General features: G+C 67.1%; 11 protein-coding genes and 1 pseudogene. 3 read left to right on the plus strand and 9 right to left on the minus strand.

Annotated features, from left to right (window positions below; all coding sequences use genetic code 11):
- Positions 1-22: 22 nt before the first annotated feature.
- From AC0KUR_RS00820 to AC0KUR_RS00830, 3 genes are all read right to left on the minus strand, one after another.
- On the minus strand, positions 23-2,410 hold the full coding sequence (locus tag AC0KUR_RS00820) for an MCP four helix bundle domain-containing protein (protein WP_049028896.1): 2,388 nt from the start codon (positions 2,408-2,410) through the stop codon (positions 23-25).
- A gap of 400 nt (positions 2,411-2,810) precedes the next feature.
- Positions 2,811-3,218 (minus strand): PIN domain-containing protein, encoded by a 408-nt coding sequence (locus AC0KUR_RS00825; RefSeq protein WP_473375198.1) that lies wholly within the window; start codon positions 3,216-3,218, stop codon positions 2,811-2,813.
- Positions 3,215-3,418: an antitoxin gene (locus AC0KUR_RS00830; protein WP_233623216.1), complete on the minus strand. Its 204-nt coding sequence runs from the start codon at positions 3,416-3,418 to the stop codon at positions 3,215-3,217. Before AC0KUR_RS00830 ends, AC0KUR_RS00825 begins: the two co-directional genes overlap by 4 nt.
- Positions 3,419-3,486: 68 nt before the next feature.
- On the opposite strand from AC0KUR_RS00830, the gene AC0KUR_RS00835 reads away from it, so the two are divergent.
- A complete protein-coding gene (locus tag AC0KUR_RS00835; RefSeq protein ID WP_034185912.1) occupies positions 3,487-4,170 on the plus strand; it encodes an alpha/beta hydrolase in 684 nt (227 codons plus the stop codon).
- Positions 4,171-4,222: 52 nt separating this feature from the next.
- On the opposite strand, the gene AC0KUR_RS00840 is transcribed toward AC0KUR_RS00835, so the two are convergent.
- Positions 4,223-5,728 carry an amino acid permease gene (locus AC0KUR_RS00840; protein WP_473375199.1) on the minus strand — a complete coding sequence of 502 codons (1,506 nt, stop codon included), beginning with the start codon at positions 5,726-5,728 and terminating at the stop codon, positions 4,223-4,225.
- Between the two features lie 76 nt (positions 5,729-5,804).
- Positions 5,805-7,211, minus strand: a complete 1,407-nt coding sequence (gene aspA / locus AC0KUR_RS00845; protein ID WP_473375200.1) for an aspartate ammonia-lyase — start codon at positions 7,209-7,211, stop codon at positions 5,805-5,807.
- Between the two features lie 141 nt (positions 7,212-7,352).
- On the opposite strand from aspA, the gene AC0KUR_RS00850 reads away from it, so the two are divergent.
- Positions 7,353-8,327 carry a LysR family transcriptional regulator gene (locus AC0KUR_RS00850; protein ID WP_049028894.1) on the plus strand — a complete coding sequence of 325 codons (975 nt, stop codon included), beginning with the start codon at positions 7,353-7,355 and terminating at the stop codon, positions 8,325-8,327.
- 45 nt (positions 8,328-8,372) lie between these two features.
- Here the strand turns inward: AC0KUR_RS00850 and AC0KUR_RS00855 are convergent, their stop codons facing one another.
- Complete coding sequence (locus tag AC0KUR_RS00855) at positions 8,373-9,437, minus strand: asparaginase (protein ID WP_049028893.1); 1,065 nt, start codon at positions 9,435-9,437, stop codon at positions 8,373-8,375.
- A 323-nt stretch (positions 9,438-9,760) separates the two neighbouring features.
- Between AC0KUR_RS00855 and AC0KUR_RS00860 the strand changes: the two genes are divergently transcribed.
- A complete protein-coding gene (locus AC0KUR_RS00860) occupies positions 9,761-12,010 on the plus strand; it encodes a TonB-dependent receptor (protein ID WP_473375201.1) in 2,250 nt (749 codons plus the stop codon).
- 42 nt (positions 12,011-12,052) lie between these two features.
- Here the strand turns inward: AC0KUR_RS00860 and AC0KUR_RS00865 are convergent.
- The 3 genes and pseudogenes from AC0KUR_RS00865 to AC0KUR_RS00875 form a co-directional block, all read right to left on the minus strand.
- Positions 12,053-12,310: pseudogene (locus AC0KUR_RS00865) on the minus strand (aldehyde dehydrogenase family protein); the annotation flags it as partial.
- A gap of 32 nt (positions 12,311-12,342) precedes the next feature.
- Positions 12,343-12,666, minus strand: a complete 324-nt coding sequence (locus tag AC0KUR_RS00870; protein WP_124609774.1) for a hypothetical protein — start codon at positions 12,664-12,666, stop codon at positions 12,343-12,345.
- 116 nt (positions 12,667-12,782) lie between these two features.
- On the minus strand, positions 12,783-13,805 hold the full coding sequence (locus AC0KUR_RS00875) for a DUF2891 domain-containing protein (protein WP_034185904.1): 1,023 nt from the start codon (positions 13,803-13,805) through the stop codon (positions 12,783-12,785).
- Positions 13,806-13,822: the final 17 nt, after the last annotated feature.

Raw genomic sequence — 13,822 nt, forward strand, 5'->3', positions numbered from 1 at the left:
CCACGCCTGCACGATCACGTCGTCACTCCGCCGCGCCGATATCCGCGATGCGCGCCCGCTGCTCGTGCGGCGCGTCGTGCGCGGCGCCGTCGGCCGCGAAGCGCGCCGGCAGCGACACGATCGTCTCGAACGCGCGGTACGGCGCGCCGGCGCGATCGTCGGTGAAGCGCAGCGCGATATTGCCGCCGTCGCGCTTCAGGAAGTTGCGCACCGCGTCCATGCCGACGCCGCGCCCCGACACCTCGGTCACCGTCTGCGCGGTCGAGAAGCCCGGCCGGAAGATCAGCTCGGCGACATCCTCGTCGGACAGCGCCGCTTCGTTGCCGGCCTCGATCCAGCCGCGCTCGCGCGCGATGCCGCGGATCCGGTCGAGCGCAAGGCCGCGGCCGTCGTCGCCGAGCACGAACCACAGCTCGCCGCCGCCCACGCCGACCGCGATGTCGATCGTGCCGGACGCCGGCTTGCCGGCCGCGCGCCGCTCCTCCGACGATTCGATGCCGTGATCGATCGCGTTGCGCAGCAGGTGCATGAACACGTTCTTCAGCGTCGCGGCGATCTCGCTGCGCACGCGCTGGCCGTGGCTGTCGACATGCACGACGGGCGCCGGCTTGCCGAGTTCGGCCGCGAGCGACGGCAGCGACTCGATCACGCCGCCGAGCGCGTCGCCGATGCCCTGCGTGCCGAGCTGGCTCAGCATGCGGCGCACGGCATCGCGTGCCGCGTGCCAGTCGGCCACGTTCGCCGGATCGGCGCCGTCGAGCACGCGCAGGCTTTCGCTGATGTGCGCGCGTTCGACCATCAGGAACTCGGCGCCGCCCTGCGCCGGCTCACCGCTGCGGCCGAGCGTGACCGCGTTGATCGTCGCATAGTGTTCGACGGCATCGCGCACGCGCGCGAGGTCGTCCATCAGCGCGTCGCGGTTCCACTCGGGGCCGCCGTCCGCGCGGCGCAGCGATTCGTACGCCTGCTCGGCCTCGTGAACGATGTTCGTCAGGTGCTGCAGGCTGTACGTGCGCGCGTTGCCCTTGATCGTGTGCATGTTGCGGAACAGCGCGGCGACGATCGAATGATCGGCGCGCTCGTGCTGGCGGATCATCCGCTCGTTTTCGCTCAGGAAGCCCTTCGCGCTGTGCACGAAGTCGTGGAACTTGTCCTGGCTGATCGACAGGATCTCGCCGATCATCTCGAGGCGGCGCTGCTGCTCGCCCGCCTGCGCGGTCAACTCGCGGATCTCGGTCACGTCGCGCACGCACAGCATCAGCCGCACGACCGTGTCGGTCTCGTCGGTGATCGCCGACCAGCTCAGGTCGAGCCACTTCTCGCGGCCGTCCGGCATGCGCTTCGCGACTTCGTTGACGAGCAGGTGTTCGTTGAACTCGAAGTTCATGCTGTCCTCGCCGAGGCACGCATGCACGGCCGCATCGACCTGCGAACGCGCGTCGGCGCCGATCGCCGAATCGTCGAACACGAGCGCCATCAGGTCGCGCCCGGCGATGTCGTTCGTCTCGAAGATGGTTTCGAGGTACGCCGAATATTCCGCATGCACGACGCCGCCTTCGACGACGGTCAGGATCCCCTGCTGCATGTTCTGCAGCATCGCCTGGATGTCGGCCGTCTTCTGCTTGAGTTGCGCGGCGTTCTCCTGGATCTTCTCGATCATCCCGTTGAACGCGACGATCGAATGGCCGATCTCGTCCATCCGGCCCACCGGCACGCGGCGCGTGAAATCCTGGCTCGTCGCGATCTCGCTCATCGCCGTCTGCATCCCGATCAGCGGGCGCGTGATCTGGCGATACAGCACGAAGCCGAGCGCGGTCAGCAGCACGATCACCGTGCCGGCGACGCCCGCGATCGCGGTCGCCGTCGTCGCGAGCATCCCGTTCAGCGCGCTGATCGCGTCGTCCTTCTGGCGGTTCTTCTCGACGCGCAGCGTGCCGACGATGCTCTCGAGTTCGTCGCGATACTGCGCGACGTTCGCGAACAGGTAGGCCTGCGCCATCTCGGCCTTGCCGTCCGCCTTCATCTTCACGGTGTCGTCGATCGCCGCGAAATAGTTCGCGGCGCTGTCCTTCGCCTGCGCGACGAGGCCCTCCTGCGCATGGCCGACCGCCGATTTCGCCTGCACGTCGAGTGCGGCGCGCAGCGCGGCCTGCTTCGCCTTCAGCTCGTCGCGCGCCTGCGCGGCCGTGTTCGCGTCGGGCGCGTAGACGAGCGTCATCGTCGCGATCTGGATGTTCTTCACGTCGGCGACGAGATCGGCCGACGCGAGCGCGCTCGGCACGATGCCCTGGGTGACCTGACGCACCTCGGACGCGCTCTTGCGTGTCTGGTACACGGCATAGATGCCGATCGCGGACAGCGCGAAGAACGTCAGGACGACTAGCAGCGTAATGCGATGACGGATGGTCATGAGGCCAGCTCCCCGCAGCGATCCGGCTTCGATCGCCCTTTGGTCTATTGAAAGAATGTGAGCGCCGAATTATCGGGGATGGTGTATGACTGTCCGATGACCGTAAATCAATCGTTCATTGAGGAAATTGAAATGAATAATTGCGACGGGAAAAGCCTAAAGTTTTTTCCGGATTGGCCGTTAACTTCGCGCCGCCAATGCAGGTACGGCTGCATGATTTGCCGAATTTTTGAAGTGGCGGATATTCATTGTTTTATTCATGATCCGCAAAATCGATTTTATTGAATGCCGGTAAAACGTTTGCGTATTATTTACGAGCCTGTTTGTTTTGGCAGCTCTTGCAATCGAAGTCGCGTTCGCGCCGCAGGTTCGTGAATGTCGAACCGGCATGATCGGCCGTTCAATGTTCGCACGGCTCGGCAAACCAGTCTTCGAATTGCAGTCGCGGTACCCGCTCGAATTCGCGAACGTTGTGCGTGACGAGCACCAGATGCCGGGCGCGTGCCTGCCCGGCTATCAAGGCATCGTATGGACCGATCGGCGTACCGGCCGCCATCAGGTGCGCACGAATCTCGCCGGCATGCTGAGCATCCTCGACATCGAAGGACACGACCTCGAACTGAAGCGCCTCGACACGCGCGACATTCGCAGCCGCTCGCTGGCTCTTGTACGCGCCGCAATAGAGTTCGTGCGCGACGATCGCCGGCATCCCGAAATCAGCCGGCTGGTACGAACGCAGGCGGCCCAGCATGGCCGGCTCGCCTTTGAGAACGGCAATCACCGCGTGGGTATCCAGCAGGAATTTCATTCGAACACATCCAGACTCGTGCGCTCCTGCGCGAACGGCTGCGTTGCCGCGGCCGCCTCGAAGTCCGCATCGACCGGGCCGATCAGCGGCGTCAGCCATGCCCAGTCATGCGGCACCGGTTCGAGCACGACCGACGCGCCGTGGCGCCGAATCCGAACCTCGGCCCGATTCATTCCCAACAGGAAACAATCAATCGCCATCCCGGTGATTCCCTCACCGCGCCGGCCGCTCTAGACTGTCGCATCGTTCCCCTTTCCGGACTCACGCGATGACCGACGTCCTGCCGCTGACCACCGACCCCGATTCGGGCCTCCAGTACCGGCTGCGCCCGGCTGCCGGCCGCCCCGCCGCGCGCCTGTTGCTGCTGCACGGCGTCGGCGGCAACGAAACCAACCTGCTGAACGTGGCCAGCGTGATCGATCCGCGCATCGAAATCGCGTTCCTGCGCGGGCCGCTGACGTTCGGCCCCAATCAGCACGCGTGGTTTCCGGTGCGCTTCGGCCCGAATGGCCCCGAAATCGATGCGGCCCGCGCCGACGCCAGCCGTATGCAACTGATCACGCTGTTGCGCGCCTTCCGTGCGCGGGATGGCGCGGATGCCGCGTTGCCGACCGTGATCGCCGGCTTCAGCCAGGGCGGCATCATGAGCGCCGGCGTCGGGCTGACTTCGCCGAACGACGTCAGCGCGTTCGCCGTGCTGTGCGGGCGCATCCTGCCGGAAATCGATCCGCTGATCGCGCCGCGCGATGCGCTTCGCCCGCTCCATGCGTTGATCGTCCACGGCCGCTTCGACGACAAGCTGCCGGTCGCCTGGGCCGACACGGCCGATGCGAAACTCACGGCGCTCGGCGTCGCGCACGATACGCGGCTGTACGCGGCCGGCCACGAACTGACGGCGGAAATGGCGGGCGACTTCGGCCGCTGGGTCGGCGAGCGCACCGGGTTGAACTGACCGCACCGGGAACGCCGGCCCGAGCACGGACCGGCGTTCCCGGCGGATGCCGTCACACGTTCCGCGCGGGATCCGCAACGACGTGCGCGGCTGTGGGCGCGGCAACCGCCTGCTCGCGCAAGGCACCGCGCTTCGTCAGCTTCCAGCCGACCCCCAGCGCAAGCACCACGACCGGAATCGTCGCGATCGTCCACGTGCCGCCCGGATAGTCGAACGCCATCAGCACCAGCACGGCGACGAGGAACGCGAGCGTGAGCCACGACGTGAACGGCGCGCCGGGCATCCGGAACGACACGGCCTTCATCTCGCCGCGATTGACCGCGCGGCGGAACAGGATCTGGCACATCACGATGAAACCCCACGTCGTGATGATCCCGAGCGACGCCATGTTCAGCACGATCTCGAACGCCTGCGCCGGGACGATGTAGTTCAGCGGCACGCCGATCGCATTGATCGCGACCGTGATCAGGATCCCGCCGTACGGCACGCCGCGCGCGTTCATCCGCGACACGAATCGCGGCGCCGAGCCGCCCATCGCGAGCGAGCGCAGCACGCGCCCGGTCGAATAGAGGCCGGAGTTCAGGCTCGACAGCGCAGCCGTCAGCACCACCACGTTCATCACCGTGCCGACGTACGGCACGCCGAGCTTGCTGAAGAACGTGACGAACGGGCTTTCGTGCGAGCTGTACGCGGTCCACGGCAGCAGCATCGTCAGCAGCACGACCGAGCCGACGTAGAACAGCGCAATGCGCCACATCACGCTGTTGATGGCCTTCGGCAGCACCTTGCGCGCATCGGCGGTCTCGCCCGCCGCGACGCCGACGAGCTCGATGCTCGCGTACGCGAACACGACGCCCTGCACGATCAGCACGGCCGGCAGGATGCCGTGCGGAAAGATCCCGCCATGGTCGGCGACCAGGTGAAGCCCGGTCGCCTGGCCGGCGACCGGATGGCCGCTCGCGAGGAACACGGCGCCGACCGCGAGAAACACCGCGAGCGTGCCGACCTTGACGAGCGAGAACCAGAATTCCATCTCGCCGAACACCTTCACGCCGATCATGTTCATCACCGACACGATCCCGAGCGCGCCGAGCGCGAACACCCATTGCGGCACGTCGGTGAATACGGCCCAGTACTTCATGTAGATCGCGACCGCGGTGATGTCGACGATGCCGGTCGTCGCCCAGTTCAGGTAGTACATCCAGCCCGCGACGAACGAGGCGCGCTCGCCCATGAATTCGCGCGCATACGACACGAAGCTGCCGCTGGTCGGCCGGTGCATCACGAGCTCGCCGAGCGCGCGCATGATCAGGAACGCGAACACGCCGCACACGAGATACACGAGCGCCAGCGCCGGCCCCGCGCTTTGCAGGCGCCCGCCCGCGCCGAGAAAAAGGCCCGTGCCGATCGCGCCGCCCATTGCGATCATCTGCACGTGCCGCGGCTTCAACTGCTTCGCATAGCCGGCTTCGTGCGACGCGAACATCGCATCGGGATCGGCATGGCGGGAATCCGCGCCGCCGGCCGCATCGGCCGGGCGCTCGCTGGTGTGTTTCATCGAGAGTCTCCGTTGTTTCTTGGTGTGTCGCGCCCCGATCAGGGGCGCTTTCGGTACGGCCGTGCGCCGGCCGGCGTCAAAGCACGCGCGGCCGGATCAGGGCTTCGGGTTGCAGCGCCTCGTCGAGTTGCGCGGGGGTCATCAGCGCGTGTTCCAGCACGACCTCGCGGATCGATTTGCCGGTGGCGTGCGCTTCGGCGGCGACGGCCGTCGCACGCTTGTAGCCGATGTACGGGTTCAGCGCGGTAGCGAGCGCAACCGAGCGCTCCATCGTTTCGCGCAGCCGCTCGGGATTCGCGGTGATCCCGCTCACGCAGCGCTCCGCCAGCGTCGTGCATGCGGCCGTCAGATGGCTGAAGCTGCGGAACAGCGCGCTCGCGATCACCGGCTCGAACGCGTTGAGCTGAAGCTGTCCGGCCTCGGCCGCGAAGGTCACGGTCAGGTCGTTGCCGAACACCTCGAACGCGACCTGGTTGACGACTTCCGGGATCACCGGATTCACCTTGCCGGGCATGATCGACGAGCCGGCCTGCACCGGCGGCAGGTTGATCTCGCCGAAGCCGGCGCGCGGGCCGCTCGACAGCAGCCGCAGGTCGTTGCAGATCTTCGACAGCTTGACGGCGATCCGCTTGAGCACGCCCGACACCTGCACGAACGCGCCGCAATCCTGCGTCGCCTCGATCAGGTTCGGCGCGGTGCTCAGGTCGAGCCCGGTGATGCGCCGCAGCGCGGCCAGCGCCTTCTCCGCATACTGCGGATGCGCGGTGATCCCCGTGCCGATCGCGGTCGCACCGAGATTGATCTCGCGAATCAGCCAGCCGGCTTCCTGCAGCCGCGCGATGTCTTCCGTCAGCATCACCGCGTAGGTCGAGAATTCCTGGCCGAGCGTCATCGGCACCGCGTCCTGCAACTGCGTGCGGCCGAGCTTCAGCAGCCCGGCGAACGCGTCGGCGCGCTCGGCGAACGCATCGCGCAGCCGCGCCATCGCCTCGAGCAGGTGCTCGACCGCGAAGCACGTCGCGACGCGGATCGCGGTCGGATAGACGTCGTTGGTGCTCTGCGCGAGATTGACGTGCTCGTTCGGGTGCAGGTATTCGTACTGCCCGCGCGCGTGCCCCATGATTTCGAGCGCGCGGTTGCAGATCACCTCGTTCGCATTCATGTTGGTCGACGTGCCGGCGCCGCCCTGGATGACGTCGACGACGAACTGGTCGTGCAGGCGCCCTTCGCGAATCTCGACGCACGCGGCGGCGATCGCATCGCGATACGGCCGCGGCAGCAGCCCGAGCTCGCAGTTGGCGTCGGCCGCCGCTTCCTTCACGGCCGCGAGCGCCAGCACGAGGTACGGCAGCGAAGCAATGGTGCGGCCCGTGATGTCGAAATTCTCTTTCGCGCGCAGCGTATGGACACCGTAATAGGCGTCAGCCGGGATACTTCGTTTACCTAAAAGATCCGCTTCGACGCGGAAGCTGCTTTCTGTCATCGTGCCCTCCTGAGTGTCTCGTGCCGCCCGTCGTCCGCCGCTTCCCGACGCGACGGGTTCGCATTCTATGCCTTTGCAAAAACAAGCTCGCTTCTGTATTATCGAAAGCGGTTTTGCGTGGGACGCAACAGCGAGAAGCGAATGAAAAAAGGCGCGAGAGAAACCGGCATCGATCACCTGGGCGCGATGCGTGCGTTCGTGAGAGTGGTCGAAACGGGGAGTTTTTCGGCGGTCGCGAAGGAGATGCACGTGTCGACGTCGACCGTCGCGCGCAAGGTGACGGCGATCGAGGACGCACTCGGCGTCGCGCTGCTGCATCGTTCGACGCACAGCGTGACGCTCACCGAGGCCGGCCATATCTACCTGGAACGCGCGGTCACGCTGATCGCCGATCTCGACGACACGCTGCGCGTCGTCGCCGAACTGAATGCGCAGCCGAGCGGCCCGCTGAAGCTCACCGCGCCGGTCGCGTTCGGCCGCCGCCATCTCGCGCCGCTGGTCGCGCCGTTTCTCGCGCGCTATCCGACCATCCAGCTCGACGTGCGGCTCACCGACAACCACAACGACCTCGTGGCCGGCGGCTACGATCTCGACATTCACGAAGGCGAGAATTACCTGGACAACCTGGTCGTCCACCGGCTGTCGCGCAACGACAGCATCCTGTGCGCGACACCCGGCTATCTCGACCGCTGCGGCCGCCCGGCGTCGCCGGACGACCTGAAGCACCACAACTGCCTGCGTTACGTGCATCCGGAAGGCGATCCGCGCTGGGATTTCGTGAACGGCAACGCCCGGCACAGCGTGCTGCCGGCCGGCAATCTCGTCACCGATCATTCCGAGTTGCTGCTCGAAGCGACCTGCGCGGGGCTCGGCATCGCGGAGTTCGAGATCTGGCTGGTGCGCGACCTGCTCGCGAGCGGCCGGCTCGAAGCCGTGCTGCCGCGCTACCGGCTGCAGAACCGGCTGACCGGCGAATACATCTACATCGCGTATCTGGCGAACCGGCGCAGCTCGGCGAAGCTGCGCGTGCTGAAGGACTTTCTCGCGGAACACCTCGCGCAGATCGGCGAGCTGTCCGAGCGGGAACTCGCGAAGATCCGCGGCGCACGCGCGTAGCGCGCGGCCCGGATCGCCGGCCTCACGCCGGTGCGGCGACGGCGCTCAGACCGCCTGCAATTCGAACGGGAACGTGGCGTGCCCGAACTCGACGCCCTGCGTGTTGAGCATCCGCGGCCGGTGGAAGCCGGCCAGTTGCGCGCGCTGCGCGTCCGTGCCGATCCGCAGCCGCTCGAGGATTTCGCTGACGACCATGTAGAGCACGTCGAGATTGCCGTCCTCGATCTTCACCGAGATGCCGAGCGCGCCATCCGCGCCGAGCTGCCGCGTGCGTTCCGAGGCGCGCACCCCGATCCCGTAGCACGCATCGGCGCCGAGCTTGCCGACCACCTGCCCGTCGAACGCGTTCATCAGCACCGTGCAATAGCGCCCGTCGCCCGCGACGAGTTCCGGATAGGCCGTCATCGCACGATGGATACGCGCCAGCGCGCGGACCCGATCGGTGAGCGCGCCGCCGCCCGCTTCCACCGCGTCCGCACCGTCGGCCAGCGACGCGTAAAGACGCGCGAGGCGATCCAGCGGGAACGCCGGCGTCGGCAGGTTGCACCCGTCGATGCCCCAGTCGACCTCGTCGTCGCGCAACCCGCATGCATCGGCCACCCCATGCTTCACGCGCACCTGCATCGGATGGTCGGGCAGATGGTAGTCGGCGATCGGCGCGCCGATCGCCCGCGCGCCCGCCAGCATCCCGACATGCTTGCCCGAACAGTTGCTGCACACGCCGGTCGGCGTGTAGTCGCGCTTGATCCACGATCGGTACACCGCCTCGGACAGCGGCGGATGGCCGCCGCAACGCAGGTCCGATTCGTGCGCGGCCACCTTCGCGAGCATCGCCCGCGTCCGTTCGATGTGACGCTCCTCGCTGCTGTGCGACGCGCACATCAGCGCGATGTCCGCATCGTCGAAACCGAAGCGCTCCGGCGCGCCCGTCTCGATCACCGACAGCGCCTGCGCCGGCTTGGCGGCCGACCGCGCCAGCGTCATCCGGAACGGATCGCCGAATCGGGCCAGCAGCCTGCCGCGTGCATCGACCACCGCCACATGGGCGACGTGCGTGTTCTCGATCGCGTTGCCGCGGTATGTGACAACCGCTGCGCGTGGGGTCTCCATCGTGTCTTGTCTCCTTGCTCGGGGCCTGATTGCCGGGGCCCGTCCAACCGGTACGGCAGTGTAGCGAGTCGCTGCCGCCGCGCGCCGTCCCGACGATGGAAAGCGGTGTTGCACGCGACGCAAAGGTGATCGCGCCCCCACGAAAGCCTGACCGGATACGTACAACAACCCTTCGATCGTTTACATATTTGATGCCAATCCGTACAATTGCGACCGCAAACGCGAATCATACGCATTTACATTGACGTCTTCCGATGTTTCGGCCCGTGCGGCCCACATCGAGAAAACGCACCCGATCACCGAACCTTCCGCTGCTTCCCGATATGCCCGCCCAGTTCAAGACGAGGCCTCGTGCCCTCGTGTCGGCGCTGACCTGCTCCGTTTTCCTGACACCGCTGCTCGCTTCCGCCGCAACCGCACCCGCTACCGTTCCGGCCCCTGCCGCCGACCGGCCCGCGCCGGCCGCCGATGCACCGGCGACGCTGCCGACGATCGCGGTCCAGTCGTCCGCGCTGTCGGACATGCAGGTGAAGCGCTCGCCGTCGTACAAGTTCACCGCGCCGCTGCTCGATACGCCGCGCTCGGTCACGGTGATCCCCGAGCAGCTGATCAAGGAAAAGAACGTCACGTCGTTCGCGGACGCGCTGCGCTCGGTGCCCGGCATCACGTTCCTCGGCGGCGATGCGGCCGCGAACCCGTCGGCCGACCGCCCGGTGATCCGCGGCTTCGAATCGCGCAACTCGATCTTCGTCGACGGGATGCGCGACTCCGGGCTGCAGAACCGCGAGACGTTCGCGGTCGAGCAGATCAGCGTGATCAAGGGCCCCGATTCGGTCTATGCGGGCCGCGGCTCGGTGGGCGGCAGCGTCGACATCGTCACGAAGACGCCGAAGAACGACAATTTCGTCAACAGCAGCATCGGCTTCGGCACCGACGGCTACAAGCGCGCGACGGTCGACGCGAACCGCAAGATCAACGACACGACGGCCGTGCGGCTGAACGTGATGGGTCACGACGCGAACCAGGCCGGCCGCAACGACGTGTACAGCAAGCGCTGGGGCGTCGCGCCATCGATCGTGTTCGGGCTGAATACGCCGACCACGGTCACGGTCAGCTACTACCACATGAACGCGTACGACATGCCGGACTTCAGCGTGCCGTTCCGCGCGTCGGGCGGCACGCCGGTGCCGACCGATCGCGGGCAGTTCTTCGGGCTGAACACGCGCGATTACCGCTACGGGCAGACCGACACCGGCGAAGTACGCGTCGAGCACAAGCTCAACGACGACTGGAAACTGAAGAACACGACGATGTTCGGGCGCACGACGCTCGATTACGTGGCGACGAATCCGCAGATCTCGACCCGGTATCCGGACCGGCTCGGCATGCAGGCCAAGAGCGGCAAGTACGCGACGAACGGCATCGCGAACCAGACCGAGATCACCGGCCGCGCCAACCTGTTCGGCATGCAGCATACGATGACCGCCGGCGTGGAATTCAGCCAGGAGCAGAACCGCTACGAGGGCTACCTCGTCACGGATGCATCGGGCACGAACCTGCGCACCGGCGATATTTGCGTCACGTCGCCCGCGTTCTGCGCGCCGATTTCCGGCGGCTGGAACCCGAACATGCCGTGGACCGGCAACATCGTGCTGAACGGCGACAAGGGTTTCCCCGGCGCGACCACCAACACGCGCACGACCACCGCGTCGGCGTACCTGTTCGATACGGTGAAGCTGACCGAGCAGTGGCTGTTCAACGCGGGGCTGCGCTTCGACCGCTACGACCTGACCGCGAAACAGGCCGGCGCCGCCGACCTGTCGAACACGTCGAACCTGTTCAGCTACCAGTTCGGCCTCGTGTACAAGCCGGTGCGCACCGTGAGCCTGTATGCGTCGTACGGCACGTCGTCGAACCCGCCCGGTTCGAACGGCGGCCTCGGCGGCGGCACCGACCAGATCACCGCGAACAACCAGAACCTGTCGCCCGAGCGCACGCGCAACATCGAGGTCGGCGCGAAGTGGGACGTGATCGACCAGCAACTGTCGCTGACGTCCGCGCTGTTCGACACCGAGAAGACCAACGCGCAGGTCAGCGACGGCCTCGGCCACACGATCAACGCGGGCAAGCAGCGCGTGCGCGGCGCCGAGCTGGGTTTCGCCGGCAACGTGACCGACAAGTGGCACGTGTTCGGCGGCTACACGTACCTGAATGCGGTGACGGTCGATGCGGGCCCCGGCAATCCGGGCGGCTCGGGCCTGCCGATGGTGATGGTGCCGAAGCACAGCTTCACGCTGTGGACGAGCTACGACGTGATGCCGAAGCTGACGCTCGGCGCGGGCGCGACGGTGATGAGCAAGACCTATGCATCGGTGTCGCCGACCGTGAAGAAGTGGACGCCCGGCTATGCGCGCTTCGACGCGGCCGCGACGTGGCGCGTGAACAAGACGATGGACGTGCAGCTGAACGTGCAGAACCTGTTCGACAAGAAGTATTACGCGAGCGCGTACCCGATCTACGCGACGTGGGCGCCGGGCCGCTCGGCGATGGTCACGCTCAACTTCTATCAATGACGCCGCAGGCGGGCGGGCGCGATGCGCCCTGCCCCGCCCTGCTCACCGCGGCAGCGAATGCGTCTTCACGCTCGTGAAGCGCTTCATCGCTTCCTGCACGCCTTCCTCGTACCCGATCCCCGAATCCTTCACGCCGCCGAACGGTGTCGGTTCGAGCCGCGAGCCCGGCACGTCGCGCCCGTTCATGCTGCCGACTTCCAGCTCGGTGACGAAGCGCGTGATGTGGTCGAAGCGGTTCGTGCACACCGACGACGACAGCGCATGGCCGGTGCCGTTCGACATCCGGATCGCGTCGTCGATGCGCGAAGCGCCGGCGTCGGCCGGACAGCCGTTCACGCGAGGTGGTAGCGCAGCCAGAAGGTTTCGCGGCACGCGTTGTCGAACGTCAGCCGCGACGGGCTGATCGGTTGCGCATCGGGATGGTGGAGCACGTCGTAGTCGATCCAGCATTCGGCGCACAGCAGATCGGATGGCGCGCGGTCCTGCTCGACCGAGCGGCGCACGATCGCGCCGTTGTCGAAGCGGTATTCGGTTTCGTCGCGCGTGACCTCGACGTCGTCGTCGGTCCAGCGGTCGTGCGACGTGACATGCGACGCGATCGACACCGGGCCCGCGAGCCCGTGGATCGCGGCGACGTAGGAAATGAGCTTGTCCATGGCGAGGCGGCGAACTGGCGGAGAGCCGATTCGCGCAACGCATGCTGCGCAAATCGGCCCGAGCGGCGAGTATAGCCGCGCGCCGAAGACCTTGCCGCCGGCGGGGGTTTCGCGCGCTACGCGTCCAGCGCGAGCAATGCGAACGTCGCGAGCCAGTGCTCGCCCATGTAGTCGCCGGCCACGTGCGCGAGCGCGCTCGCGAGATGCCGGTCGGCCGCGTCGAGCAGCTTCACGCGCCGCGCATCGCCCTCCGGCAGCGCGCCGGCCAGCGCGCGCTGGCACCACGCGCGGCTCAGGTTCAGCCCGTCGAGGTGCGCGATCTTGCCGTCGCTGCGGTCGCTGACCGTCGCCGGCTCGAACAGCGTCGCCGGCTCGCCGCGCGCGAGATCGGGCAGGAAGCGCGCGAACCAGCCGTCGAATTCGGCGGCCGGCAGCACGCGCCGCATCAGCTCGGCCTCCATCAGCGCGGGCGACAGGAATTCGTCGCCCGACGGCTCCCACGCCTGGCACGCGACGTCGTTCAGGTGCCAGCGTTTCGCGGTATCGACGATCAGCGCCGCGAGCCCGTCGCGCTGCGTGTCGCGCGCGAAGTCGAGCGTGAGCGCCAGCGCGAACGCGGTGTTGAAGTGCGTGCCCACGCGCAGCGGATAGGTCGCCTTCGGCAGGAAGGTCTCGAAGCGCGACACGAACAGGTCGGTGAGCGGCGCGATCGTCTTCGCCCAGCGCGCGGCCTGCGGCAGCGCGCCCTTCAGCGCGAGCCGCTCGAGCTGCGCCGACAGCGCGAGCAGCCACGCCCAGCCGTACGGCCGCTCGAAGCCGCTGTTGTGCGGCAGCGCGAGATACGCGCGCTCGCCGGCGACGTTCGCGTCGGTGAAATGCGCATCGACGGTCGCGACGATGCGCTCGGCCTCCGGCAACGCCGGATAGCGTTCGAGCACGCGCAGCACGAGCCAGTAGCCGTGCACGCACGAATGCCAGTCGTAGCTGCCGTAGAAAATCGGGTGCAGCGCGCGCGGCGCCTGCACGTCGTGCGGGCCTGCGAGCGCATGCGTGAGCTTGTTCGGATATTCGCGGGTCAGGTGCGCGAGCGCGAGCGACGCGAATTTCGACGCGAGTTCGGGGGTGAGTCGGTCGGTCATGAGGGTCTCGTCCATCG

It is taken from the genome of Burkholderia sp. YHN3-13, assembly GCF_055810675.1.

Excerpts from the sequence above, each read along its gene's own strand:
- AC0KUR_RS00820 (WP_049028896.1), bottom strand. The coding sequence starts at position 2,410 with ATGACCATCCGTCATCGCATTACGCTGCTAGTCGTCCTGACGTTCTTC.
- AC0KUR_RS00825 (WP_473375198.1), bottom strand. The coding sequence starts at position 3,218 with ATGAAATTCCTGCTGGATACCCACGCGGTGATTGCCGTTCTCAAAGGC.
- AC0KUR_RS00830 (WP_233623216.1), bottom strand. The coding sequence starts at position 3,418 with ATGGCGATTGATTGTTTCCTGTTGGGAATGAATCGGGCCGAGGTTCGG.
- AC0KUR_RS00835 (WP_034185912.1), top strand. The coding sequence starts at position 3,487 with ATGACCGACGTCCTGCCGCTGACCACCGACCCCGATTCGGGCCTCCAG.
- AC0KUR_RS00840 (WP_473375199.1), bottom strand. The coding sequence starts at position 5,728 with ATGAAACACACCAGCGAGCGCCCGGCCGATGCGGCCGGCGGCGCGGAT.
- aspA (WP_473375200.1), bottom strand. The coding sequence starts at position 7,211 with ATGACAGAAAGCAGCTTCCGCGTCGAAGCGGATCTTTTAGGTAAACGA.
- AC0KUR_RS00850 (WP_049028894.1), top strand. The coding sequence starts at position 7,353 with ATGAAAAAAGGCGCGAGAGAAACCGGCATCGATCACCTGGGCGCGATG.
- AC0KUR_RS00855 (WP_049028893.1), bottom strand. The coding sequence starts at position 9,437 with ATGGAGACCCCACGCGCAGCGGTTGTCACATACCGCGGCAACGCGATC.
- AC0KUR_RS00860 (WP_473375201.1), top strand. The coding sequence starts at position 9,761 with ATGCCCGCCCAGTTCAAGACGAGGCCTCGTGCCCTCGTGTCGGCGCTG.
- AC0KUR_RS00870 (WP_124609774.1), bottom strand. The coding sequence starts at position 12,666 with ATGGACAAGCTCATTTCCTACGTCGCCGCGATCCACGGGCTCGCGGGC.
- AC0KUR_RS00875 (WP_034185904.1), bottom strand. The coding sequence starts at position 13,805 with ATGACCGACCGACTCACCCCCGAACTCGCGTCGAAATTCGCGTCGCTC.